The following is a 21397-nucleotide window of genomic DNA, read 5'->3' as shown; positions in this document are numbered from 1 at the left end:
CGTCCGCGCCTGTCCGGGTCCGCCGGTGCCGGGTCGTACGCTGCGTGCTGTGGATGCGACGGCAGGGTCCAGCCGGACCGGGGAGACGTCCCAGACGCTCGACCGGGGTCTACGGCTTCTGCACCTGGTGGCCGATACGCCGACCGGGCTGACCGTCAGCGAGGCGGCGAACCGGCTCGGCGTCGGCCGGGCGGCCGTCTACCGGCTGGTCGGCCCGCTGACCGGGCACGGCATGCTGCGCCGGGGCAGCGACGGCCGACTCCGGATCGGCGCGGGCGTGCTGCACCTGGCCCGACGCGCCCAGCCGCTGCTCGCCGAGGGCGCGTTGCCGGCGCTGCGCCGACTCGCCGAACAGGCCGGCGCGACCGCCCACCTGACCGTGGTGGACGGCGGCGAGGGTGTCGCCCTGGCGGTGGTCGAGCCGAGTTGGACGTCGTTCCACGTCGCGTACCGGACGGGGGCGCGACACCCCCTGGACCGGGGCGCGGCGGGTCGGGCCATCCTGGCTGGCCGCAGCGGCACGGCCGACCCGGTGAGCAGCAGCGGCGAGTTGGAGTCCGGGGCGTACGGGGTGGCCGCGCCGGTGCTCGGCGTACCGGGCCTGGAGGCCAGCGTCGGCGTGGTCGCGCTCGCCCCGCTGGACGTCGCCCTGGTCGGCCCCCAGGTGCAGGCCGCCGCGACGGCCGTGGCGGCAACCCTCCGCTGACCCCTTGATCCACTCGGCGACGCTTGGTCGACTCGGCTTCCTGGAAGTCGGGCTCTCCTTGAGCCCGCGACGCCCCGATTTCTGGAAAGCCGAGTCGATCAACCCATAGCAAGATCTCCAAGGCGCTTCGTGGTTTTCCACAGGCGGTGGCGGGGCCCTCCGCGGGGTTGTCCACAGGGGTACCGGGCGGCGAACGGCGGGCGGCACGCTGCTCGGCATGCCACCACGTCCGTACCGACCCGACGCCCTGACCTGGCAGGTTTTCCGCGGCTCCGAGGTCGTCCGGGATGGCCTGCTCAGCGAGCACCAGCTACGCAGCAGCGCCTGGGTACGAGTTCGCCACGACATCTACGCCGACGCCCGACTGGACCGGGACCACGCCCTGGCCTGCCGCGCCGCGCTCCTGCGGCTGCCGCCCGGGGTGGTCGTGGGTGGTCCGTCGGCCGCCTTCCTGCACGGCGTCGAGCACGCCGCCGCCTTCACCGACGACGTGCACATCCTCGCGCCCCGACCGTTGCGGGTCGGCGCTCAACGCGGCCTTCGGGTGCATGTCCACACCGCGTCCGAACACGCCGCCACCGGCCCGCGCGTAAGCGGTCCGAGGCCTGAACGGGCGGTCCCCTATCCACCGGCGAGCGGTCCCTCGAAAGCGAGACGCCCAACCGGCGCGACCCGCCCACCGGGACCGGATCGCCTGGCGCGCAGCCCGCTCCCCTGCTCGGGTCCGGCGCGGTCCGCCTGGGAGACGGCGGTCTGGCTCGACCCGGTCCGCGCGCTCCCCATCATCGACACGTTGCTCGGGCGGGGACTGACCGACAGCGCCGCGCTGGCCAAGGAGGCCGCCCTCAACACGGACCGACCCGGGGCTCGTCGGGCGGATTGGCTCTTCGACCTGGCCGACGGGCGGGCCCAGTCCCCGCCGGAGTCCCAGCTACGGGCGCGGTTGGTGTTGGGCGGCCTGCCACGCCCCGTCGTCCAACATCCGGTGCGCCTGCCCAACGGCGTGGTCCTGCACCCCGACCTGGCGTGGCCCACCTACCGGGTGGCGGTGGAGTACGACGGGCAGTGGCACTCCGACATCGACCAGTTGCACCGTGATCGCCGACGGCTCAATCTGCTCGTCGGCGCGGGTTGGTTGGTGCTCCATGTGACCAGTCGACGGATGGGGTCCGAGTTCCCGGCGGTGCTGCGCGAAGTGCGCGCCGCCCTGAACGCCCGCGGCTGGCGGCGATGAACGCCCGCGCCGCGGCGGTGAGCGGCCGTGATCCACTCGGCTTCTTGGAGACCGGGCTGTCCGGGGCACCGCGACACCCCGCCTTCCAAGAAACCGGGGTCGATCATCGCGCCCGACCGCCGCACGCGGCAGGGCCCGGCCGACCAGTGTCGACCGGGCCCCGCGGGCGGTGCGTTACGGGCGGGCGTTGAGCTTGAGCGGGGTCTTCACCGCCGCGTACGCGTCGACGATCCCGTACCCGTAGAAGCCGTTGAAGTTGAGCCCACCGGCGCAGTACGCGTCGTAGGTCTCGTCACGGCCCTCGTTGCGGTACTGCTGCAGGCGCGGCTCCGGGCAGGCGTGCTCGGCCGCCGTGCGGTAGAGGTGCTGCTCCACCTGGTCCGGGGACATGCCGAAGCCACCCCGGGCCTGCGGCTTGCCGTACCGGCTGACGATCAGCGCGGCCACCCCGGCGGCGTGCGGGGACGCCATCGAGGTGCCCTGCAGGTAGGTGTAGTAGCCGCACTCACCGTTGGCCTTGCACTGCTTGAAGACGGACTCCTCGAAACCGGCGACGATGTTGCCGTCGGCGTCGACCGAACCCTCCTCCTGGAGCACGTGCTTCGGGTAGGACGACAGGATCATGTTGGCGTCGGTGCGGTACGTTTCCGTTCCGAAGCCGTCGCGGAACCAGCCGCCCGGCGCGGCGACCGAGATCTGCTCGGTGCCGTAGTTGGAGAAGTCCGACTTCTTGCCGGACGGGCCGACCGACGACACACCGATGACGTGCGGGCCCTCGGTGGGCAGGTCCCAGCAGCTGTTGTTGTCGATCGGGCGCGGGTACGGGTCGGCGCCGTAGTCCGGGCTGGACGTGTCGGTACGCGGCGCGCCCAGGTCCTCGTTGTTGTTGCCGAGCGCGCCGACCAGGGTGACGCCCTTGTTGTGGGCGAATTCCAGCGCCCGCTTCATGGCCTTGATGATGGCCCGCTGCTCGGCCTGCGCCTCGGGGGAGTCGGCCGGGTTGGCGGTGCAGTTGTAGAGCCACGGGTCGACGTAGAACGACATGTTGACCACGTCGATCCCGTTGCGGCCGGCGTAGACCAGGGCGTTGACGACCGGGTCGAGGAAGAAGTAGCCGGAGTCCTGGCCACCCTTGAGCTCGACCAGCGACACGTTCGGGGCGACACCGGAGAGGCCGAAGCCGTTGGCGGCGGCGCCGATGGTGCCGGCCACGTGGGTGCCGTGCCCGCCGTCGTCGGTGCCCACCGCGTCGAGGCAGCTCGGCACCTCGCAGGGGCCGTCCACGTCGATCCGGTCGGGTGCGAAGTTGCGCGACAACGCCCAGTTGAAGTTGGGCGCGATGTCCGGGTTGCTGGCGTCGACGCCGGTGTCCAGTACGCCGACGGTCACCCGACGGTCACCGGGCTCGATCTTGCGGGCCTTGTCGGCCTGGATCATCTCCAGGCCCCAGAGCTTGTCGTCGAGCGGGTCCATTTTGGCCCCGCGCCGGGCGGCAGCGCCGGCGGCGGCCTTGGTGGCGGCCGTCAGGTGCTCCTGCTCGACCCGGTCCAGCTTCGGCTTGCGGCCGATGGCCTTCTGCTCGGCGGCGCCGACCAGGGTCGGCGCGGCGGCGGCCCGGGACGCGAAGTCGGCCCGGTCACTGGTGACCTGGAACATGCCGACCTCGTCGGACGAGGACACCACCGTACCGCCGGCGGCCCGGATGGCGGCGACCGCCGTGTCGACGGCGACCCCGTCCTCGGCGACCACCGTGAAGGTGCGGGACGTGCTCGGCGCGGCGCTGGCCGGTACACCCAGGCCCGCTGCCGTAAGTGCCAGTACCGCCGCGGTCGCCACGGCACCGACGGTGAAGCGCTTGCTCACCACATCGAATCCTCTCGTTGAGGGACGTGGCGTCATCACACAACACCTGGCGGGTTCCCGCCAGATGAACGTCCGTTATGCCGGTGAATCTGTTCTTCATCCGCCCTGGCCGACGCCCAGATCCACCCGGTCGGACGATGCCGCCGGCAGATTCGGCAGGGCCATCGGCAGTTCGGCCAGGGTGGACACCTCCGCGTCGGGGATGAGACCGGCCGGGCGGGGCAGCCCGTGCCGGTTCAGCCACACCGACCGCAGGCCGGCCCGTCGGGGCGCCACCACGTCGTGCTCCCACGAGTCGCCGACGTACACGATCTGATCGGCGGGCACCCCAGCAGCCTCGACCACCGCCGCGTAGAACTCCGGGGCGGGCTTCTTGGGCAGGCCGTTCTCGTGCGCGTACAGCTCGAAGGCGAACTCGCCGGCGAGCCCGCAGCGTTCGGCGCGGCTGTTGCCGTTCGTGGCGAAGCCCAGGGTGTACCGGCGGCGCAGCGCCACCAGCGCCGGTGGGACGTCCGGGAACGGCCGGGTGAGGGCGAACCGGCGGGCAAAGAAGAGGTCGGCGATCTCGTCGAGGTGGTCGCCGAGGCCGGCGCGGGCCAGCGACCGGGCCAGCGCGGCGCGGCGGATCTCCATGACCGGGGCGGCGCTCAGCTCACCGAAGACCGCTCCCCAGTCGGATTCCAGCTCGGCGAGCGTCACGCCGGCCGCGTCGGGTGCGCGACGCCGCATCTCGTCGAGGACGGCCGCCAGCCCGCCGGTCACCGCGGGCCGCAGGTCGAGCAGGGTCTCGTCAGCGTCGAACACGACAGTGGTCAGCACGGCACCCACTCTCCCACCGCACGACGACCACACCGCACGACGACCACACCGCACGACGACCGCACCGCGACAGCGACCTCACCGCGACAGCGACCTCACCGGGTGCCGGCCGCCAGGGCGGGCTCGGGCGCGGCGGGCGCGGGCACGCCGCGCAGCTCGTCGAGGCGTACCAGGGCGACCCCGGCGACGATCAGCAGGCCGCCGAGGAGTTGCCAGGCGGTGGGCAGTTCGTCGAGGAACAGCCAGGCGATGAGTACGGCGAACAGCACCTCGGTCAGCCCGACGAACGACGACAGCCGGGGGCCGAGGATCCGGTTGCCAGCGATGCCGGCCAGGTACGCGATCACCGCGGCGACGAGGGTGAGCCCGACGATGGGTAGCAGCCAGGTGGTGCGCTGCCCGGCAAAGGTGACCTCGCCGAACGTGGCACGCAGCGGCAGCAGCCCGGTCACCCCGATGAGCAGCAGCACGGCCGCGCCGACGGCCATCCCGCCGCTGGCCATGGCGACCGAGGGCAGTCGGGGGTCGACCCGGCCAGCGAGTACGAAGTAACCGGCCAGGCCGAACGCGGCGCCCAGCCCCCAGAGCACGCCGACCGGGTCGAAGGCGGCGTTGCCGGTGAGGTCCAGAACGAACACCAACCCGCACAGCGCGGCGGCGGAGCCGGCCACGGTGAGCCGCCGGGGGCGCTGGCCGTGCCGCAGCCACATCCAGCCCACGACGAGGATGATGCCCAGGTATTCCAGCAGCAGCGCGATGCCAACCGGCAGGTAGCGCACGGCGTTGAAGAAGCACACCTGCGCCAGGGCGACCCCGAGCAGCCCGAACATCACGACCGCGGAGCTGTTGTCGCGCAGCACGTGCCACCTGCCGCGCAGCGCCAGCAGGGCGGGGATCGCGAGCACCAGGGCGGCCACCCCGACCCGGGCGACGACAGCGGCCTCGGCCGACCATCCGGCCTCGATGAGTGAGCGCGCGAAGGTGCCCGAGGTGGCGAACGTGACGGCGGAGAGGAGCGCCAACGCGGCGCCGACGGCGGGTCGTTGCGGCATCTCGCGCTCCTCGCTGCGGCACGTGCGTCATGGGCAAACTATCCTTGTGCCCATGACGCTAGGCGGCCATCGTGACAGGAGTCAAGTTGCTGTTCGCTCATGACACCGAATGCTCGCTGATCGCCGCCACCGCCCTGGTCAACACCGGAGGCCGCGACGGCGAGCTGCTACCCGACGTCGCCGCGCTGGACGCCTTCTTCGTCCGGCACACCTACAGCGGACGGCACGAGCACACCGACGCGGAACTACGCGCCGTACGACAGTTGCGCCCCCGCCTGCGCCGCATCTGGGACGCCGAACCGCCCGAGGTCGTCGACATCATCAACGGCCTGCTCCGCGAACACCGGGCCTTACCGCAGCTCATCGAGCACGACGACGAGCCGTACCACCTGCACGCCGTGCCCCGCGACGCGCCGCTGGCCACCCGCATGGCGGTGGAGGCGGCCATGGCGATCGCCGACCTGGTCCGGTCGGGCGAGCTGAGCCGGCTGCGCATCTGCGAGCACCCGGACTGCGACAACGTCGTCGTCGACCTGTCCCGCAACCGGTCGCGGCGGTTCTGCGAGGCCGGCTGCGGCAACCGCGCCGCCGTAACCGCCTACCGGGCCCGCAAGGCCGCCGGCCGGTCCTGAGCGACGTCGGCGGCCAGCAGCTCGTACTCCACCTCACCCTGCTCGGTCCCCGGGATCGGGTCGTCGAAGTCCAGGTGGAACGTCCGCACGTAACGCAGCCCCGCCTTCTCCATCACCCGGCGGGACCGCTCGTTCACCGCCATCGTCTGCGCCCACACCCGGCGCACGCCCACCACGTCGAGCGCGTACCGGACCAGCGCCCGGGACCCCTCCGTCGCCAGGCCACGCCCCCACGCCGCGCGGCGCAGCCGGTAGCCCAACTCGGCCTCCGTGCCGTCCGCCGACGGGTCGAGCGCGAACCACCCCAGGAACTCACCGGACGCCCGGTCGAGCGCCGCCCAACGCCCCAGGCCGGGATGCCCCTCGTACTGGGCGATCAGCCTCGGCAACTCCTCGTCCCGGATCGTCTCCATCGGGGTCGCGACGCCGCCGGTGAGGAACCGCATCACCTCGGGATCGCCGTCAAGCTCGACGAACGCGTCCACGTCGGCCATCGTCAACCGGCGCATCCGCAGCCGCTCGGTCGACACGCTCTCGCCATCGCCGTCCCACATGCCCGCATCATCCCGCCACTCGCGGACACCGTCGAGCCGATTACCCGCAGCCCGACGCCGGCCGCCGCAAGATCCACGCAACTTCGGGGATACTGCTGCCTCACGCCGCGCGGAAGCAGCAGTATCCCTGAAGTTGCGCAGGAAACCCCGCGACCACCGTCGCGGGGAGGGCGGTCGGGTCAGCGCGGGGGCGCGACCACGAAGAGCCGCCAGGAGTACGCGTCGACCACCAACACGGGTCCGTCCGGGTCCTTACTGTCCCGCACCCCGACCACGCCCCCCAGATCCGTAGCCACCTCGACGCACTGGTCGTTGGAACCACTGCGGCTACTCTTCCGCCACCGGGCTCGGGTCAGCTCCACGACTCCGCCACTTCTCTCAGCAACTCGATCGACTCCTGCGGAGGTAACGCCTGCCCGAGGGTCGCTTCCCAGGTCCACTGTAGGCGGAGCAGATCTGCCGGCAGATCGAGTTCCTGGCCGCCGATCTGACCCCCAAGGTAGGCAAGGTCGCTGTGGTCGGCAAGCGTGGCGAGTATGAACGGGCCGTTCAGGCCGGGATATTCCTCCGCGCTGCGCGGCACCACATGTAGCTGCACCCGGGGATGCTCGGTCCCCAACCGAGCCAGGTGCAGGGCCTGCTCACACATCACCTTTCGGCCGCCGACGCGCCGCCGCAGAACCGCCTCATCAACTATCGCGACCAGATGCGGCGGCCGGTCCTGGTAAAGAACCTGCTGGCTGTCCAGCCTGTCTGCCAGCCGCCGCTCCACTTCCTCGGCATCGAGCAGCCGATCGGACTCGAAGATCGCCCTGGCATAGCCCTCGGTTTGCAGCAGTCCCGGAATGTGCAGCGGGTCGAACCACCGCAACGCTCGTGCTTCCGCGAGGATCGCACGCCAACCCCGCAGCCAGACCTGCGCCCGGTCCAGGCTGACCAACTCGGTGGACATGCGGCTGAAGAGGCCGCCGGTGTCCAGGGCGCGGTCGAGGAGTTCCAGGTACTTCGCGGTGGGCGGCTGCTGGCCCAACTCGACCGCGCTGACCATCGACGGCGAGTAGTTGACCGCCTTGGCCAACTCGTCCTGGCTCCAGCCTCGGCGAGCCCGCGCCCGGCGCAGCTCCGCGACCAGGAACGCCGCCGCCGTCATCTGCCCATCGGCCATGCCCGACCACTCTCCAACCCGCCGGCGATCAATTCCAGCCGGCCAACAGAGCCGGCACCGCCCGGAAACAGGGCAGCCACGACAGGTCGGCCGAACCCTTCCGACCGTAGTCGTCCGATCACCAGACTGTGAAGTGCGACGCCGCTCCCCGTCCCCCGGGCCAGCGGCATCGCCCGGGACCGCCCGAACCCCCGTGCCGGGCGGTCCCACCCCGCAAGATCGTGCTCGATCGTGGAAACAGTGGCCTCCGCACGTGCCGAGGCCACTACATCCAGGATCGAGCACGATCTTGATCGGGTGCGGGGGTGATGTCGCCAGCGATTCAGCTCGAAAGGACTCCCACACCATGTCCCGGACCGTCTCGGACGACCGCGCGGCCGTACCCCGTCGACCGCACCTGCCGTTGCGGCCGTTGTGGCTCTGCCGGGTCTGCGCCGCGCCGTGGCCGTGCGCGCTGGCCCGACTCACCCTCCGCCAGGAGTACGCGCACGACCGGATCGCGCTGAGCATCTACCTGTGCACCGTCCTGCACGACGCGGCGGCCGACCTGTACCGGCTCAACCCGCACGACGGCCCGGCTCCGGCGGCGCTCTACGTCCGGTTCCTCGGCTGGGCGGCACTGCCCGAACCCTGACGTTCGTCGACGGCGGCCCTGCCGTCGACGGGAGCGTCTAACGCATGGCGAGCCGTTCCAGCAGGGCGGCGCTGCGTGCCAGCAGTGCCCGCTCCTCATCCGTGAGTTCCGCCTCGATGGCCTGGGCGAGCCAACCGGCTCTGCGGCTGCGCTCCGCCTCCAGGGCGGCCCGACCCGCGTCCGACAGCTCGACGAGCGACTTGCGGCCGTCCGTGGGGTGCGCCCGTCGCGTGATCAGCTTCTGTTCCATGAGCAGCCCCACCGCCCGCGCCATCGACTGGGGGCGTACGCGCTGGTCGGCGGCGAGGTCGCTGGTGGTCATGGCACCGTCGCGGTCCAACGCGCCCAGCACGGCGATCTGACCCAGCGGAATGCGGTCCTCGTGCTTGACGCGCCGGGTGAGCTTGCCCATCGCGGTACGCAGTTCGGCGGCGATGGCGGCGGCTTCCGAGGTGGGCACAGGGCACTTTACCCCGCTCGTCAGCGCTGTTGGGCAGCTGACCTGCACAGCAATACTGTTCAGCGGGGCTGTTCAGCATAACTGGTCAGCATTGCTGTAGGGTTTGCCGCTGTCGGGCCCAGCGCCAGCGTTGTCGCAGCTGGGGCCACGGCAGGCGACAACGAAAGGGACCTCCCATGTCCGCACCGGCAGCCGGAACCGTCACCACCACCATCGAGACCGTCACCGCCCGCCGCATCATCGACAGCCGGGGCAACCCCACGGTCGAGGTCGACGTCACGCTGGCGGACGGCTCGTTCGGCCGGGCCGCCGTCCCCTCCGGCGCCTCCACCGGGGCCCGGGAGGCCGTGGAGCTGCGCGACGGAGACCCGACGCGCTGGCACGGCAAGGGCGTCGACCGCGCGGTGGCCAACGTCAACGGGGAGATCGCGGCGGCCGTGCGCGGCAGCGACGCGGCAGACCAGGCGGGTCTGGACGCCGCACTGATCGCCCTCGACGGCACCGCCACGAAGTCCCGGCTCGGCGCCAACGCGATTCTCGGCGTCTCCCTCGCCGTCGCCAAGGCCGCCGCGGCGGCCCACCGCCAGCCCCTCTACCGCTACCTGGGCGGCGCCGACGCCCACCTCCTGCCGCTGCCGATGATGAACATCGTCAACGGCGGCGCCCACGCCGACAACCCACTCGATTTCCAGGAGTTCATGATCGTGCCCGTGGGCGCGGACACCTTCGCCGAAGCCGTCCGCATGGGCAGCGAGGTCTTCCACACCCTGCGCCGCGATCTGCTGGCCGCCGGGCACTCCACGGGCGTGGGCGACGAGGGTGGCTTCGCGCCCGAGCTGCGTACCGCCGAGGAAGCGCTCGACTTCGTGCTGACTGCCGTCGAGGGCGCGGGCTACCGCCCCGGCACGGACATCGGCCTCGTCATGGACCCGGCGTCATCCGAGTTCTTCCGCGACGGCGTGTACGACTACACGGGCGAGGGAGTACGCCGCACGCCCGCCGAGCACGCCGACTACCTCGCCAGGCTCATCGACGCCTACCCGGTCGTCTCCATCGAGGACCCGATGGCCGAGAACGACCTGGACGGCTGGCGCGAGCTGACCGCCCGTGTCGGTGACCGCTGCCAGCTCACCGGTGACGACGTGTTCTGCACCAATGAGACGCTGCTGAGCGAGGGCATCCGCACCGGCGTCGGCAACTCGGTCCTGGTCAAGGTCAACCAGATCGGCACCCTGACCGAGGCGCTGGCCACGGTGGCCACGGCCCAGCGGGCGGGCTGGACCGTCGTCATGTCGCACCGCTCCGGCGAGACGGAGGACACCACCATCGCGGATCTGGCGGTCGCCACCGGCTGCGGTCAGCTCAAGACCGGGTCGCTCTCCCGCTCCGACCGGACGGCGAAGTACAACCAGCTGATCCGGATCGAAGAGGAGCTGGGCGACTCGGCGCGCTTCGCGGGCCGCGCCGCACTGCTCCGGGCGTGAGCGATCGCGCCGCGCTTCGCCGGGCGTGAGCAGAGGGCGGCGCTGGTCAGGGGTGGGTCATCCGGAGCAGGTCGAGCACCTCGTCGAGCTGGGTCTCGGTGAGCTTGCCCGAGTCGACGTGGCCTCGGGCGATCACGACCTCCCGGATGGACGCCTGCTTGGCCAGCGCCTCCTTGGCGATCGAGGCGGCCTCGTCGTACCCGAGGTAGCGGTTCAGCGGCGTGACGATCGACGGCGAGCCCTCGGCGTACGCCAGACAGACCTCGGCGTCCGCGACCAGGCCGGCCACCAGACGGTCGGCGAACAGCCGACTCGCGGCGGCCAGCAGCCGGATCGACTCCAGCAGGTTGCGGCCCATCACCGGGAGCATGACGTTCAGCTCGAAGTCGCCCTGCGAGCCGGCGAACCCGACTGTCGCGTCGTTGCCGATGACCTGGGCGCAGACCTGCCGCATCGCCTCGGCGACCACCGGGTTGACCTTGCCCGGCATGATCGACGAGCCGGGCTGAAGGTCGGGGATGCGCAGCTCCCGCAGGCCGGCCCGGGGGCCGGAGCCCATCCAGCGGATGTCGTTCGCGACCTTGTAGAGGCCCACCGCGATGGTGCGGAGCTGCCCGGAGGTCTCCACCAGGGCGTCCCGGGCGCCCTGCGCCTCGAAGTGGTTACGGGCCTCCGACAGTGGCAGCCCGGTCGACTCGCGCAGCTTGCCGATCACGGCGGCGGCGAAGCCGAGCGGCGTGTTGATCCCGGTGCCCACGGCGGTACCGCCCAACGGCAGTTCGGCCAGCCGGGGCAGCGAGCCCTGCAACCGCTCGATGCCGTAGCGGACCTGGGCGGCGTAACCGCCGAACTCCTGCCCGAGGGTGACCGGCGTGGCGTCCATCAGGTGCGTACGCCCCGCCTTCACCACCGTCTCGAACTCGGCCGCCTTGCCCTCCAACGCCTCGGCGAGGTGGGTCAGCGACGGCAGCAGGTCCTCCGCGATGAACTGGGTGGCCGCCAGGTGGATCGACGACGGGAACACGTCGTTGCTGGACTGGGACGCGTTGACGTGGTCGTTCGGGTGCACCGGTGAGCCCAGCTCCCGGCTCGCCAGGGTCGCGATCACCTCGTTGGCGTTCATGTTGGACGACGTTCCGGAGCCGGTCTGGAAGACGTCGACCGGGAACTGGTCGTCGTACCCACCGTCGGCCACGTGCGCGGCGGCGGCGGCGATCGCGGCGGCCACGTTGGCGTCGATCACGCCCAGCTCGCCGTTGACCTCGGCCGCCGCGCCCTTGATCTGGGCCAGGGCCTTGATCTGGGCGGGTTCGATGCCCCGGCCGGAGATCGGAAAGTTCTGCACCGCGCGCTGGGTCTGCGCCCGCCACAGCGCCTCGGCGGGCACCTCCACCTCGCCCATCGAGTCGCGTTCGATCCGGTAACCGGTCGCCTCTGGAGTCGTCACGCGTACCATCCTGCCGCGCCCGTGGCCGAACCGCAGATGATCCGTCAGCCCAACTCGGCGACCGGCACCAGCCGACCGGCACGCAGCAGCAGCATCGGGAGCACGACGCGGTCCGGTGATAGTGATCTGAGAGCGGATCGAGTGTGGTGCACCGCAGACTTGTTCCAGGTTGGCGGTGACGACATCCGACGGGGGCGGTGCGACCGTCCCACCCCCCAGCGGGCGGGCGTACCGATGTCGGTGGAGGTGCTACCGACGGGCGAGGCGCCAGGCGGAAGCCTGGCGCCTCGTCGCGTCACCCACCGATCAGTGTGGGTCGATGGCGAGCAGTCGCTCCACCTCGTGCCGGTCCGGCACGTCGATCTGCTGGTACAGGGACAGCGCCCGGGTCAGGTGTGCGCGGGCCGCCGCCGGATCGGTCGTCAGCAGGCACCGGCCGATGCCCTCCAGCGCCCGGCCCTGCTCGTAGCGGGCGCCCAACCCGGTCGCGTCGGCGAGCACCCGGCGGTACAGATCGAGGGCACTGGTCACGTCCCCCTGAGCCAGGATGGCCCGGGCCAACAGGTTGCGCGAGCCGCACTGGGCGACGCGGTCACCCACCTCGGTCATCGCGACGAGCGCCGAACGGTGCAGGTCGGCGGCCCGCTCCGGACGGCCGGCCTCGCGCTCCATCATCCCGATCTCGTTCAACACCTCACCCTCACCGAACCGGGCACCCACCTGCCGCTTCAGGCGCAGCGCCGCCCGCAGCAGCCGGCCGGCCGGCCCCACGTCGCCCATCCGGTGCCGGGCCATCCCGAGGTGCCCGACGGCGTTGGCGATGCGGCGCGGCTCGCCGATCTCACGGGCGACGATCAGGTGCTTGCGGGCCGTGAACACCGCCTCGTCGAGCCGACCCCACAGCAGCAGGCTCATCGACAGGTTGTTGAGTTCGTTCGCCAGCGCGTCGTTGTCGGGCATCCGCGTCGCCATCGCTCGGGAAGCCTCGTAGGCATCCCGGGCCCGCTGGAACTCGAAGTTGGCGGCGTACGAGGTGCCCAGATTGACCAGGGTGTTGCGGACTTCGCGACGCAGACCGAGCCGGCGGAAGATGTCGAGCGACATCTCCATCACCCGGATCGACTCGGGAAAGTCACCCAGCCGGTAGTGGGCCGAGGCGAGATAGTTGAGCAGCGTCGCCTCCGCCCGCTCGTCCCCCAACTCCTCCGCGGCGCGCAGTCCGACGGAGTGCGTCTCGATCAGCTCGTCGAGACGGCCGCTCTCGAACTGGGCGTACCAGCACGCCCTGGTCAACTGCCAGCAGTAGTGCGGGAACCCCTCCGTCTCGGCCAGGCGGACCAGGGCCGGCCACAGGGACACGTTCTCGTCGACCCAGGCTCCGCCCTGCTCGGCGACGATCGCGGCCAGGTCGGCGCGGAGCGGCTCGGCCACCACGAGCTGCGGACGAGAGGCGGAGAGTTCCCGCTTGCGGGCGATCGCGAGGGCGACCTGCAGATGGTGATCGAGGAGTCGCTCGACGCCATCCCGGCGCTCCACCGCCCGGTCCGGATCGGCCATCAAGGTCCGGGCGTACTCGCGGACGAGGTCGTGCAACCGGTACCGACCCGGCTGCACCTCCTCCACCAGGTGCGCGTCGACCAGCTCGTCCAGCAGATCCTGCGCGCCGGGAAGGGACAACTCGGCGAGGACGGCGGCGACCGAGGTGTCGAACCGTACCCCCGGGTGCAGGCCCAGCAGCCGGAACGCACGCTGCGCCGACGGCGACACCTGGGCGTACGACAGAGCGAAGGCCCGGCCCACGGACCGTTCGCCCGCCTCGAGCTCGGCCAGCGGGTCGGGTCGACTCGACAGCCGCTCCGCGAGGTCGGCGATGCGCCAGCGGGGCCGATGCGCCAGGCGAGCGCCGGCCAGCCGGATCGCCAGTGGCAGGTGACCGCAGCGCCGCACCATCTCGGCTGCCGCCTCCGGCTCGGCGGCAACCCGGTCGGAGCCGACCACATGCCCGAGCAGTTCGACCGCCTCGTCCCGGTCGAGCACCGGCAACGACAAGGGCCGTCCCTCGTCCACGCCGACCAGCCGGCGACGGCTGGTGACCAGGACCAGGCAGTGCGAGCCGTTGGGCAGCAGCGGTGTCACCTGGCCAGCGGTGGCGGCGTTGTCCAGCACCAGCAGGGCCCGCCGACCGGCCAGCTCGGTGCGCCACAGCGCCAACCGGTCGTCCTGGCTCGTCGGCACCCGGTCGGCGGGAACACCGAGCTGCCGTAGCAGGGTTGCCACCGCCGCCGACGGCGTCAACGGGGTGCGCTCGCTGTGCCCGTGCAGGTCGATGTAGAGCTGAGCGTCCGGATAGCTCTCCGCGAGGACAGTCGCGACGTGCACCGCCAGCGTGGTCTTGCCGCTGCCCGCCATGCCGTCGATGAGCTGGATCCGCGCACCGGCCTCCACATCCTTCAGCAGACGCGCCAGCGTCTGCTGCCGGCCGGTGAAGTCGCCGATCGCCCGGGGCAGCGAGCGCACCGGCGCCACCGACCGGACCTCCCGGCCGGCCAGCGCGAGGTCACCGGCCAGCACCCGCTGGTGCAACTCCTGCAGAGCGACACCCGGTTCGAGGCCCAACTCGTCGGCGTAGAACCGACGGCCCTCCCGGTAGACCGCCAGCGCGTCGGCCTGCCGACCCACCGACGAGAGCGCGAGCATCAGTTGCCCCCGCAGCCGATCCCGCGACGGATACACCTCGACGCTCTCGGTCAACTCCTCAATCAGCTCGGCGGCCCCCCCGAGGCGCAGCTCGACGTCGACGCACTCCTCCAGCACCGTGAGGCGCTGCTCGTCCAGCGTCTGCGCCCGGCGACGGACACTACGGCTGGCGATGCCAGCCAGCGCCGGGCCCCGCCACAGCGCCAGCGCCGCCCGGTAGTGCGTACGGGCGTCGACCAGACGACCGGCCGCGCCCGCCGCCCGAGCCACCTCCACCCCCCGGGTGAACAGGTTCGCGTCCAGGTCGGCGGGCTCGATACGCACGCCGTAACCGGCGGGATCGGTGACGATGGTCCCCGGGGTGAATCCCAGCTCGGTGAGGCGACGCCGCAGCCGCGACACACACGTCTGCAACTGGGCACGGGCGGTAGCCGGAGGATTTTCCTCCCAGACCGCGTCGACCAACTCGTCGACCGGCACCAGCCGGCCCGCACGCAGCAGCAGCATCGCGAGCACGACCCGGTCCCGACCTGCCGTGACGGTGGATCCACCACCGACACGCAGAGACCCCAGGATCCCGAACCGCATCTACTCCCCCGCGTCGATCACACAACCAACCAGCAGAGTAGTCCGACGATCACAGCTCGACGCAGGCCGACCACCGACGTGAGAGGCGCCTCCTCGCGGGACGGAGCGGTCAGCGGCGGCCGATGGTGAGCACCGGCTTGGTGACCTCGGCGAAGAAGTCGTTGCCCTTGTCGTCGACCACGATGAAGGCGGGGAAGTCCTCCACCTCGATCTTCCAGACGGCCTCCATGCCCAGCTCGGGGTATTCGAGCACCTCGACGTGCTTGATGCAGTCCTGGGCGAGGCGGGCCGCCGGACCGCCGATCGAGCCGAGGTAGAAGCCGCCGTACTGCTGGCAGGCGCGGGTCACCTGACCCGACCGGTTGCCCTTGGCCAGCATCACCTGCGAGCCGCCGGCGGCCTGGAACTTCTCCACGTACGCGTCCATCCGGCCGGCCGTGGTCGGGCCGAACGAGCCCGACGCGTACCCCTCGGGCGTCTTCGCCGGGCCGGCGTAGTAGACGGCGTGGTCGCGCAGGTACTGCGGCATCGGTTCACCGGCGTCCAGCCGCTCGGCGATCTTGGCGTGGGCGATGTCCCGGGCCACGACGAGCGGGCCGGACAACGACAGGCGGGTCTTCACCGGGTACTTGGACAGCTCGGCGCGGATCTCGTCCATCGGCCGGTTGAGGTCGACCCGGACGACCATCTCGGCGTCGAGCGCATCGTCGGTGACCTCGGGCAGGAACCGCGCCGGGTCGGTTTCGAGGCGCTCCAGCCACACGCCCGACGGGGTGATCTTGGCGACCGCCTGTCGGTCCGCCGAGCAGGAGACCGCGATCGCCACCGGGCACGACGCGCCGTGCCGGGGCAGCCGCACCACCCGTACGTCGTGGCAGAAGTAGCGCCCACCGAACTGCGCGCCGATGCCGAAGTTGCGGGTCAGCTCCAGCACCTGGGCCTCCAGCTCCAGGTCGCGGAAGCCGTGGGCGCTCATCGAGCCCTGCGTCGGCAGGGCGTCCAGGTACTTCGCGGAGGCGTACTTCGCGGTCTTCAACGCGTACTCGGCGGAGGTGCCGCCGATGACGATGGCCAGGTGGTACGGCGGGCAGGCCGCGGTGCCGATCAGCCGCAGCTTCTCCTCCAGGAACTGCATCATCCGCGTCGGATTGAGCAGCGCCTTCGTCTCCTGGTAGAGGTACGACTTGTTGGCCGAGCCGCCGCCCTTGGCCATGAAGAGGAACTTGTACGCGTCCGGGTGCCCGTCCGGGTCCTCGGCGTACAGCTCCACCTGGGCCGGCAGGTTGCTGCCGGTGTTCCGCTCGTCCCACATGGTCAGCGGGGCGAGCTGGGAGTAGCGCAGGTTGAGCCTCGTGTACGCCTGGTAGACGCCCCGGGAGATGGCCTCGGCGTCCGCGCCATCGGTCAGCACGTGCCGGCCACGCTTGCCCATCACGATCGCCGTGCCGGTGTCCTGGCACATCGGCAGCACCCCGCCGGCGGCGATGTTGGCGTTGCGCAGCAGGTCCAGCGCGACGAACCGGTCGTTCGACGACGCGGCCGGGTCGTCGATGATCGCCCGGAGCTGCGCCAGGTGCCCGGGGCGCAGGAAGTGCGCGATGTCGTGCATCGCCTCGGCGGTCAGCGCGGTCAGCGCGGCCGGCTCCACGGTGAGGAAACGACGACCCCCCGGGCCGTGCACGACGTCCACGCCCTCGTCGGTGACCAGGCGATATTCCGTCTGGTCGGGGCCGGTCGGCAGCAGGGGGGCGTACGAGAATGCGGCGGCACTGCTCATGAGCGGCAAGCCTAGGGCAGACCGGTCGATCATTCCCACCCGCCGGGCTGGGTCTGGGACGCCGCTCTCATCCGCCGAGGTCGGCAGCGCTCAGCGCCCCGAAATCCCACCCGCTCAGCCGTCCTTGCCGCCGTCCGGTTCGGTGCACAACTCACCCTTGGGACCGCAGTCGCCGTTGCCGTCACCCGACCCCGGGCGGGTGCCGCCCGGGCCGGGGTTGCCGCCGTCGCCGGGCTGCGGGACGGGGGCGCCGGGCGTGGCGCCGAAGCGGACGTACCCGATCTCCCGACCCTCGCCGATGATCATGCCCTGCGAGCCGACGGCGAGTGCGTTCGCCGAGGTACGCAGGACGGCCAACTCCCGCCCGGTGCGCGGGTCGAGGGCGACCAGCCGCGACGGCTTCTCGTCCGCGAGCACCGCCGCGTACGGGGTGAGCGCCGCGCCCGCCTTGGCGCTGGCCGGCCTGGTCCACCGCACCTTGTCGGCGCCGAGTTCACGGGACACCACCGAGCGCTTGTCGGCGGAGCGGAACACCGCGTAGCGGTCGTCGACCGCGACGAGCTTGGTGCTGGCCTCGCCGACCCAGAGCAGCCGTCCGTCGTACCCGTCGATGACCGCCTCGCGGCCGTCCGGGCCGACGCCGATCAGCACGTTCCGCGCGCCCTGCGGGTCCTCGCGCTGGACGCAGCCGGCGGTGTCGGCGGTGCGCAGGTTGACCCCGGCCCGCTGCCACGCCTCCTGCCCGGTCGCCGGGTCCCGCGCGGAGATGGCGAAGTAGCAGGTGCCGTCCTGGGAGCGGGCGGCGATCCGCAGCATCCGGCCGCCCACCACCGACAGCCGCTCGTCCCGGCCGGGCTCGACGTTCTGCAGCACGCGACCGGTGGCGGTGTCGACGACGTGCACCCGGCCGTCGACCGGGAAGCCGAGCAGCGGAGGTGCCGCCTCGGCCCCGGCCACTCCGTCGTCGATGCGGGTGGCGGCGAGCCGGCGTGTGCCGCGCAGGCCGGGGTTGTCGGCGAGCAGGCCGCTGTGCACCCCGGGCAGGAAGGCCGTCCACAGTGGCTTGGTACCGCGCGGGTCCCACGCGCTCAGCGTGCAGTCGGTGGCGTCCGTGCAGCGGGCGTCCAGCAGCAGGTTCCGGTACGTCCAGACGGCTACCGCGTCGTCGTCGCGCCGTCGGACCGCTCCGGTGGTCGGGTCGAGCAGTTCGTACCCCTTGACCAGGAGCTTGCCCACGGCGACGACCGGATCGCGGTCGCCACCCGCGACCGCCGACCAGTCCGCCTTGCGTTCCCAGAGCTGGGCGCCGGTGGCCAGGCTGCGGGCCTCCACCCGGGTACGCTGCTCGACCACGACGGTGTCGCCGGCGATGGTCACGCTGCGCGGGGTGCCGCCGACCCGCTGCTGCCAGACCACGTCCGGCTCGGAGATGGGCTCGCTGCGGTCCACCCAGTCCCAGATACCGGGGAACGGGTTCCAGACGCCGGTGGCGGCGAGGGCGACGACCACGGCGAGGCCCGCCAGCAGCCCGACGCGCACGCTCCCCTTCGCCACCCGCACACCGTAGCCACGATCACGGATCTTCCGTACGCCCGCGCCGCCGTGTCGCCGCGCTTTCTGCGCCGGAAGGTGTTAACGGGGTGCCCTTCCTCTACCGCAAGCGTTAGGAAGGTGCCCTTCCTTCAGCTCGGACGGCGCTGCGGATCAACGGCAGCGTGCGGTAGGGGATCTGCTCCGCCAACGCGATGATCGTCGACGCGCGGGTGATGCCGGCGAACGAGACGATCTGGTCGATCACTCGTTGCAGGTCCGTGTTGGAGCGGGCCACGATCCGGCAGAGCAGGTCGCTGGAGCCGGTGATGGTGTGCGCCTCCAACACCTCGGGGATCGCCGCCAGGTGGGCGGTGACCGGGTCGTGGCCCTGCCGTTGGCTGATCTCCAACGTGACGAAGCTGGTCACGCCGAAGCCGATCGCGGCCGGCGAGATCTCCGGACCGAAGCCCCGGATGACACCCCGCTCGATGAGCTTGTCCAGCCGGGCCTGCACGGTGCCCCGGGCCACGCCGAGCCGCCGCGAGCACTCCAGCACCCCGATCCGCGGCTCCTCGGCGAGCAGTTCGACCAACCGGACATCGAGCGCGTCGAGCTGTACAGCCTGCCCACCATTCATGGGTTCAGACCATACCGAATGCGCAACCTGACCAGCCTTTACGTTGACAGTTGCCCACTCGATGCCCGTCCCGCGATCCTTCGGTCAAGAACCGGCCCACGAGGCCGGCCGGTACGCGAGGGAGGCCACCATGACCCAGGCGATCGACCGACCCCAGTCGACCGAGGACGTCGACATCGACCGGCTCGTCGGCGCTGTCGACCACGACATCAGCCACGACCCGTTCCCCGTCCGTGGGCTCGACCACGTGCACTTCCTGGTCGGCAACGCCAAGCAGGCCGCGCACTACTACTCCACCGCGTTCGGGATGACCTGCGTCGCGTACCGGGGCCCGGAGCAGGGTTACCGCGACCACGCCCAGTACGTGCTGACCAGCGGCTCGGCCCGGTTCGTGCTGACCGGCGCGGTGCGCCCGGACGCCGACGGCGCGGAGCACGTGGCGAAGCACAGCGACGGCATCAGCGACATCGCGCTCGAGGTGCCGAACGTCGACGCCGCGTACGCGCACGCCGTCGGCCAGGGCGCCACCGGCGTCGTCGAGCCGCACGACGTGACCGACGAGAACGGCACCGTCCGGATGGCCTCCATCGCCGCGTACGGCGACACCCGGCACACGCTCGTCGACCGGTCCCGCTACCGCGGCCCGTTCCTGCCCGGCTTCGTGGCGCGCGGCCCGATCGTCGACCGGCAGCCCATGATCGACGCCGGCATCCAGCCGAAGCGGTTCTTCCAGGCCGTCGACCACGTGGTCGGCAACGTGGAGCTGGGCCGGATGGACGAGTGGGTGGAGTTCTACAAGCGGGTGATGGGCTTCTCCAACATGGCGGAGTTCGTCGGCGACGACATCGCCACCGACTACTCGGCGCTGATGAGCAAGGTCGTCGCGAACGGCACCCGCAAGGTGAAGTTCCCGCTCAACGAGCCGGCCATCGCCCGCAAGAAGTCGCAGATCGACGAGTACCTGGAGTTCTACCAGGGCCCCGGCGCCCAGCACATCGCCGTCGCCACCAACGACATCGTGGCCAGCGTCGACGCCATGCGCGCCGCCGGCGTGGAGTTCCTGGACACCCCCGACTCGTACTACGACGACCCGGAGCTGCGGGAGCGGATCGGCAACGTGCGGGTGCCGATCGAGCAGCTCAAGGAGCGCAAGATCCTGGTCGACCGGGACGAGGACGGCTACCTGCTCCAGATCTTCACCAAGCCGGTGCAGGACCGCCCGACCGTCTTCTTCGAGCTGATCGAGCGGCACGGCTCGCTGGGCTTCGGCAAGGGCAACTTCAAGGCGCTCTTCCAGGCCATCGAGCGGGAGCAGGAAGCGCGCGGCAACCTGTAACACTGTCGAACGTGACGCAGCCTCCGTCGTACCCGACGCCGCCGGCCGGTGGGCCTCCGCCCGCCGCCGGCGGCGTCGCGCCATCGCCCGGCCCACACCCCCAGGGGTACGGCGTGCCGCCGCACCAGCCCCCACCCGGGTACGGCGTGCCGCCGCACCAGCCCCCACCCGGGTACGGCGTGCCGCCGCAGTACGCCCCACCCGGGTACGGCGTGCCGCACTGGCCGGTCGCCCAGCCCGCGCTCAGCCCGGCCGGCCAGCCGCTGGCCAGCTTCGGTGACCGGCTGCTGGCCTGGCTCATCGACGGGGCACTGGCGAGTGTCGTGTCGATGGTGCTGTTCCTGCCGGTCTTCCTGGTCCTCTGGTGGCAGATGTTCAGCGAGATGACCCGGACCAACCCGGACGGCACTCTCGTGGAGCCCGACCCGGCCACCGTCTTCACCGACTTCTTCCTGCCGCTCCTGCTGGCGGAGCTCGGCGTCTTCGTCGTGCTGCTCGGGCTCTACTGGCTCTACCACGTGGAGTACCTCAAGCGTGGCGGCCAGACGCTCGGCAAGAAGATCATGAAGCTGCGCGTGGTGCCGCTCGATCCGAACCGCACGCTGGACCGGCGGATGGCCGGCCGCCGGTGGCTCGTGCAGTACCTGGCCTGCTCGCTGGTCCCCGGCCTGAGCTACGTCGACGGCTTCTGGCAGCTCTGGGACAAGCCCTGGCAGCAGTGCCTCCACGACAAGTTCGCCGCGACGGTCGTCGTTAAGGTTGCCTCGTGAGCGAGCGAA

At 71.5% G+C, this 21397-nt stretch carries 19 protein-coding genes; 7 read left to right on the top strand and 12 right to left on the bottom strand.

What is annotated here, in order from left to right; all coding sequences use genetic code 11:
- The first annotated feature begins 49 nt into the window (after positions 1 to 49).
- Both AB0I89_RS20280 and AB0I89_RS20275 read left to right on the top strand, forming a co-directional pair.
- Positions 50 to 706 carry a helix-turn-helix domain-containing protein gene (locus tag AB0I89_RS20280; RefSeq protein ID WP_357128770.1) on the top strand — a complete coding sequence of 219 codons (657 nt, stop codon included), beginning with the start codon at positions 50 to 52 and terminating at the stop codon, positions 704 to 706.
- Between the two features lie 217 nt (positions 707 to 923).
- Positions 924 to 1940 carry a hypothetical protein gene (locus AB0I89_RS20275; RefSeq protein ID WP_357128767.1) on the top strand — a complete coding sequence of 339 codons (1017 nt, stop codon included), beginning with the start codon at positions 924 to 926 and terminating at the stop codon, positions 1938 to 1940.
- A 174-nt stretch (positions 1941 to 2114) separates the two neighbouring features.
- On the opposite strand, the gene AB0I89_RS20270 is transcribed toward AB0I89_RS20275, so the two are convergent.
- The 3 genes from AB0I89_RS20270 to AB0I89_RS20260 form a co-directional block, all read right to left on the bottom strand.
- Positions 2115 to 3803, bottom strand: coding sequence for a S8 family serine peptidase (locus AB0I89_RS20270; RefSeq protein WP_357128764.1), 1689 nt, complete (start codon positions 3801 to 3803; stop codon positions 2115 to 2117).
- A 96-nt stretch (positions 3804 to 3899) separates the two neighbouring features.
- A complete protein-coding gene (locus AB0I89_RS20265) occupies positions 3900 to 4622 on the bottom strand; it encodes an HAD family hydrolase (RefSeq protein ID WP_357128761.1) in 723 nt (240 codons plus the stop codon).
- Positions 4623 to 4717: 95 nt separating this feature from the next.
- Positions 4718 to 5674 carry a DMT family transporter gene (locus AB0I89_RS20260; protein ID WP_357128758.1) on the bottom strand — a complete coding sequence of 319 codons (957 nt, stop codon included), beginning with the start codon at positions 5672 to 5674 and terminating at the stop codon, positions 4718 to 4720.
- 86 nt (positions 5675 to 5760) lie between these two features.
- On the opposite strand from AB0I89_RS20260, the gene AB0I89_RS20255 reads away from it, so the two are divergent.
- On the top strand, positions 5761 to 6306 hold the full coding sequence (locus tag AB0I89_RS20255; RefSeq protein WP_357129242.1) for a CGNR zinc finger domain-containing protein: 546 nt from the start codon (positions 5761 to 5763) through the stop codon (positions 6304 to 6306).
- Here AB0I89_RS20255 and AB0I89_RS20250 read toward each other — a convergent pair.
- The 3 genes from AB0I89_RS20250 to AB0I89_RS20240 all read right to left on the bottom strand — a co-directional run bounded on the left by AB0I89_RS20250 (position 6273) and on the right by AB0I89_RS20240 (position 8025).
- Positions 6273 to 6860, bottom strand: coding sequence for a GNAT family N-acetyltransferase (locus tag AB0I89_RS20250; RefSeq protein WP_357128755.1), 588 nt, complete (start codon positions 6858 to 6860; stop codon positions 6273 to 6275). The genes AB0I89_RS20255 and AB0I89_RS20250 overlap by 34 nt on opposite strands.
- A gap of 179 nt (positions 6861 to 7039) precedes the next feature.
- Positions 7040 to 7222: a DUF397 domain-containing protein gene (locus AB0I89_RS20245; protein WP_357128752.1), complete on the bottom strand. Its 183-nt coding sequence runs from the start codon at positions 7220 to 7222 to the stop codon at positions 7040 to 7042.
- Positions 7213 to 8025 carry a helix-turn-helix transcriptional regulator gene (locus AB0I89_RS20240; protein WP_357128750.1) on the bottom strand — a complete coding sequence of 271 codons (813 nt, stop codon included), beginning with the start codon at positions 8023 to 8025 and terminating at the stop codon, positions 7213 to 7215. The genes AB0I89_RS20245 and AB0I89_RS20240 overlap by 10 nt, the downstream gene beginning before the upstream one ends.
- A 346-nt stretch (positions 8026 to 8371) precedes the next feature.
- Between AB0I89_RS20240 and AB0I89_RS20235 the strand changes: the two genes are divergently transcribed.
- Positions 8372 to 8659, top strand: coding sequence for a hypothetical protein (locus tag AB0I89_RS20235; RefSeq protein WP_357128747.1), 288 nt, complete (start codon positions 8372 to 8374; stop codon positions 8657 to 8659).
- Positions 8660 to 8696: 37 nt separating this feature from the next.
- On the opposite strand, the gene AB0I89_RS20230 is transcribed toward AB0I89_RS20235, so the two are convergent.
- Positions 8697 to 9119 carry a MarR family transcriptional regulator gene (locus tag AB0I89_RS20230; RefSeq protein WP_234583379.1) on the bottom strand — a complete coding sequence of 141 codons (423 nt, stop codon included), beginning with the start codon at positions 9117 to 9119 and terminating at the stop codon, positions 8697 to 8699.
- Positions 9120 to 9295: 176 nt separating this feature from the next.
- Here AB0I89_RS20230 and eno point away from each other — a divergent pair, with 176 nt between their 5' ends.
- Positions 9296 to 10603 (top strand): phosphopyruvate hydratase, encoded by a 1308-nt coding sequence (eno, locus tag AB0I89_RS20225; protein ID WP_357128744.1) that lies wholly within the window; start codon positions 9296 to 9298, stop codon positions 10601 to 10603.
- Positions 10604 to 10649: 46 nt separating this feature from the next.
- On the opposite strand, the gene AB0I89_RS20220 is transcribed toward eno, so the two are convergent.
- The 5 genes from AB0I89_RS20220 to AB0I89_RS20200 all read right to left on the bottom strand — a co-directional run bounded on the left by AB0I89_RS20220 (position 10650) and on the right by AB0I89_RS20200 (position 19282).
- Positions 10650 to 12059 carry a class II fumarate hydratase gene (locus tag AB0I89_RS20220; RefSeq protein WP_357128741.1) on the bottom strand — a complete coding sequence of 470 codons (1410 nt, stop codon included), beginning with the start codon at positions 12057 to 12059 and terminating at the stop codon, positions 10650 to 10652.
- A gap of 297 nt (positions 12060 to 12356) precedes the next feature.
- Entirely contained in the window at positions 12357 to 15335 is a 2979-nt protein-coding gene (locus AB0I89_RS20215) for a BTAD domain-containing putative transcriptional regulator (protein WP_357128738.1), read from the bottom strand.
- A 109-nt stretch (positions 15336 to 15444) separates the two neighbouring features.
- Positions 15445 to 17112, bottom strand: a complete 1668-nt coding sequence (locus tag AB0I89_RS20210) for a fumarate hydratase (protein WP_357128735.1) — start codon at positions 17110 to 17112, stop codon at positions 15445 to 15447.
- Positions 17113 to 17226: 114 nt separating this feature from the next.
- Positions 17227 to 18639: a PQQ-binding-like beta-propeller repeat protein gene (locus tag AB0I89_RS20205; RefSeq protein WP_357129239.1), complete on the bottom strand. Its 1413-nt coding sequence runs from the start codon at positions 18637 to 18639 to the stop codon at positions 17227 to 17229.
- Between the two features lie 136 nt (positions 18640 to 18775).
- A complete protein-coding gene (locus AB0I89_RS20200) occupies positions 18776 to 19282 on the bottom strand; it encodes an Lrp/AsnC family transcriptional regulator (RefSeq protein WP_357128732.1) in 507 nt (168 codons plus the stop codon).
- Positions 19283 to 19412: 130 nt separating this feature from the next.
- On the opposite strand from AB0I89_RS20200, the gene hppD reads away from it, so the two are divergent.
- Positions 19413 to 20618 (top strand): 4-hydroxyphenylpyruvate dioxygenase, encoded by a 1206-nt coding sequence (gene hppD / locus AB0I89_RS20195; RefSeq protein WP_355050977.1) that lies wholly within the window; start codon positions 19413 to 19415, stop codon positions 20616 to 20618.
- Positions 20619 to 20629: 11 nt separating this feature from the next.
- Complete coding sequence (locus AB0I89_RS20190; protein ID WP_357128728.1) at positions 20630 to 21388, top strand: RDD family protein; 759 nt, start codon at positions 20630 to 20632, stop codon at positions 21386 to 21388.
- Positions 21389 to 21397: the final 9 nt, after the last annotated feature.

Source organism: Micromonospora sp. NPDC049801, assembly GCF_040656575.1.
GTDB lineage: Bacteria > Actinomycetota > Actinomycetes > Mycobacteriales > Micromonosporaceae > Micromonospora.
The sequence above is the reverse complement of the archived record's forward strand: the minus strand, read 5'-3'. Positions and strand labels throughout refer to the sequence as shown.

What these genes read in the sequence shown, in the direction of transcription:
- AB0I89_RS20275 (WP_357128767.1), top strand. Translation starts at nt 924, where the DNA reads ATGCCACCACGTCCGTACCGACCCGACGCCCTGACCTGGCAGGTTTTC.
- AB0I89_RS20250 (WP_357128755.1), bottom strand. Translation starts at nt 6,860, where the DNA reads ATGTGGGACGGCGATGGCGAGAGCGTGTCGACCGAGCGGCTGCGGATG.
- AB0I89_RS20200 (WP_357128732.1), bottom strand. Translation starts at nt 19,282, where the DNA reads ATGAATGGTGGGCAGGCTGTACAGCTCGACGCGCTCGATGTCCGGTTG.
- AB0I89_RS20235 (WP_357128747.1), top strand. Translation starts at nt 8,372, where the DNA reads ATGTCCCGGACCGTCTCGGACGACCGCGCGGCCGTACCCCGTCGACCG.
- AB0I89_RS20210 (WP_357128735.1), bottom strand. Translation starts at nt 17,112, where the DNA reads ATGAGCAGTGCCGCCGCATTCTCGTACGCCCCCCTGCTGCCGACCGGC.
- eno (WP_357128744.1), top strand. Translation starts at nt 9,296, where the DNA reads ATGTCCGCACCGGCAGCCGGAACCGTCACCACCACCATCGAGACCGTC.
- AB0I89_RS20220 (WP_357128741.1), bottom strand. Translation starts at nt 12,059, where the DNA reads ATGGTACGCGTGACGACTCCAGAGGCGACCGGTTACCGGATCGAACGC.
- AB0I89_RS20215 (WP_357128738.1), bottom strand. Translation starts at nt 15,335, where the DNA reads ATGCGGTTCGGGATCCTGGGGTCTCTGCGTGTCGGTGGTGGATCCACC.
- hppD (WP_355050977.1), top strand. Translation starts at nt 19,413, where the DNA reads ATGACCCAGGCGATCGACCGACCCCAGTCGACCGAGGACGTCGACATC.
- AB0I89_RS20240 (WP_357128750.1), bottom strand. Translation starts at nt 8,025, where the DNA reads ATGGCCGATGGGCAGATGACGGCGGCGGCGTTCCTGGTCGCGGAGCTG.
- AB0I89_RS20260 (WP_357128758.1), bottom strand. Translation starts at nt 5,674, where the DNA reads ATGCCGCAACGACCCGCCGTCGGCGCCGCGTTGGCGCTCCTCTCCGCC.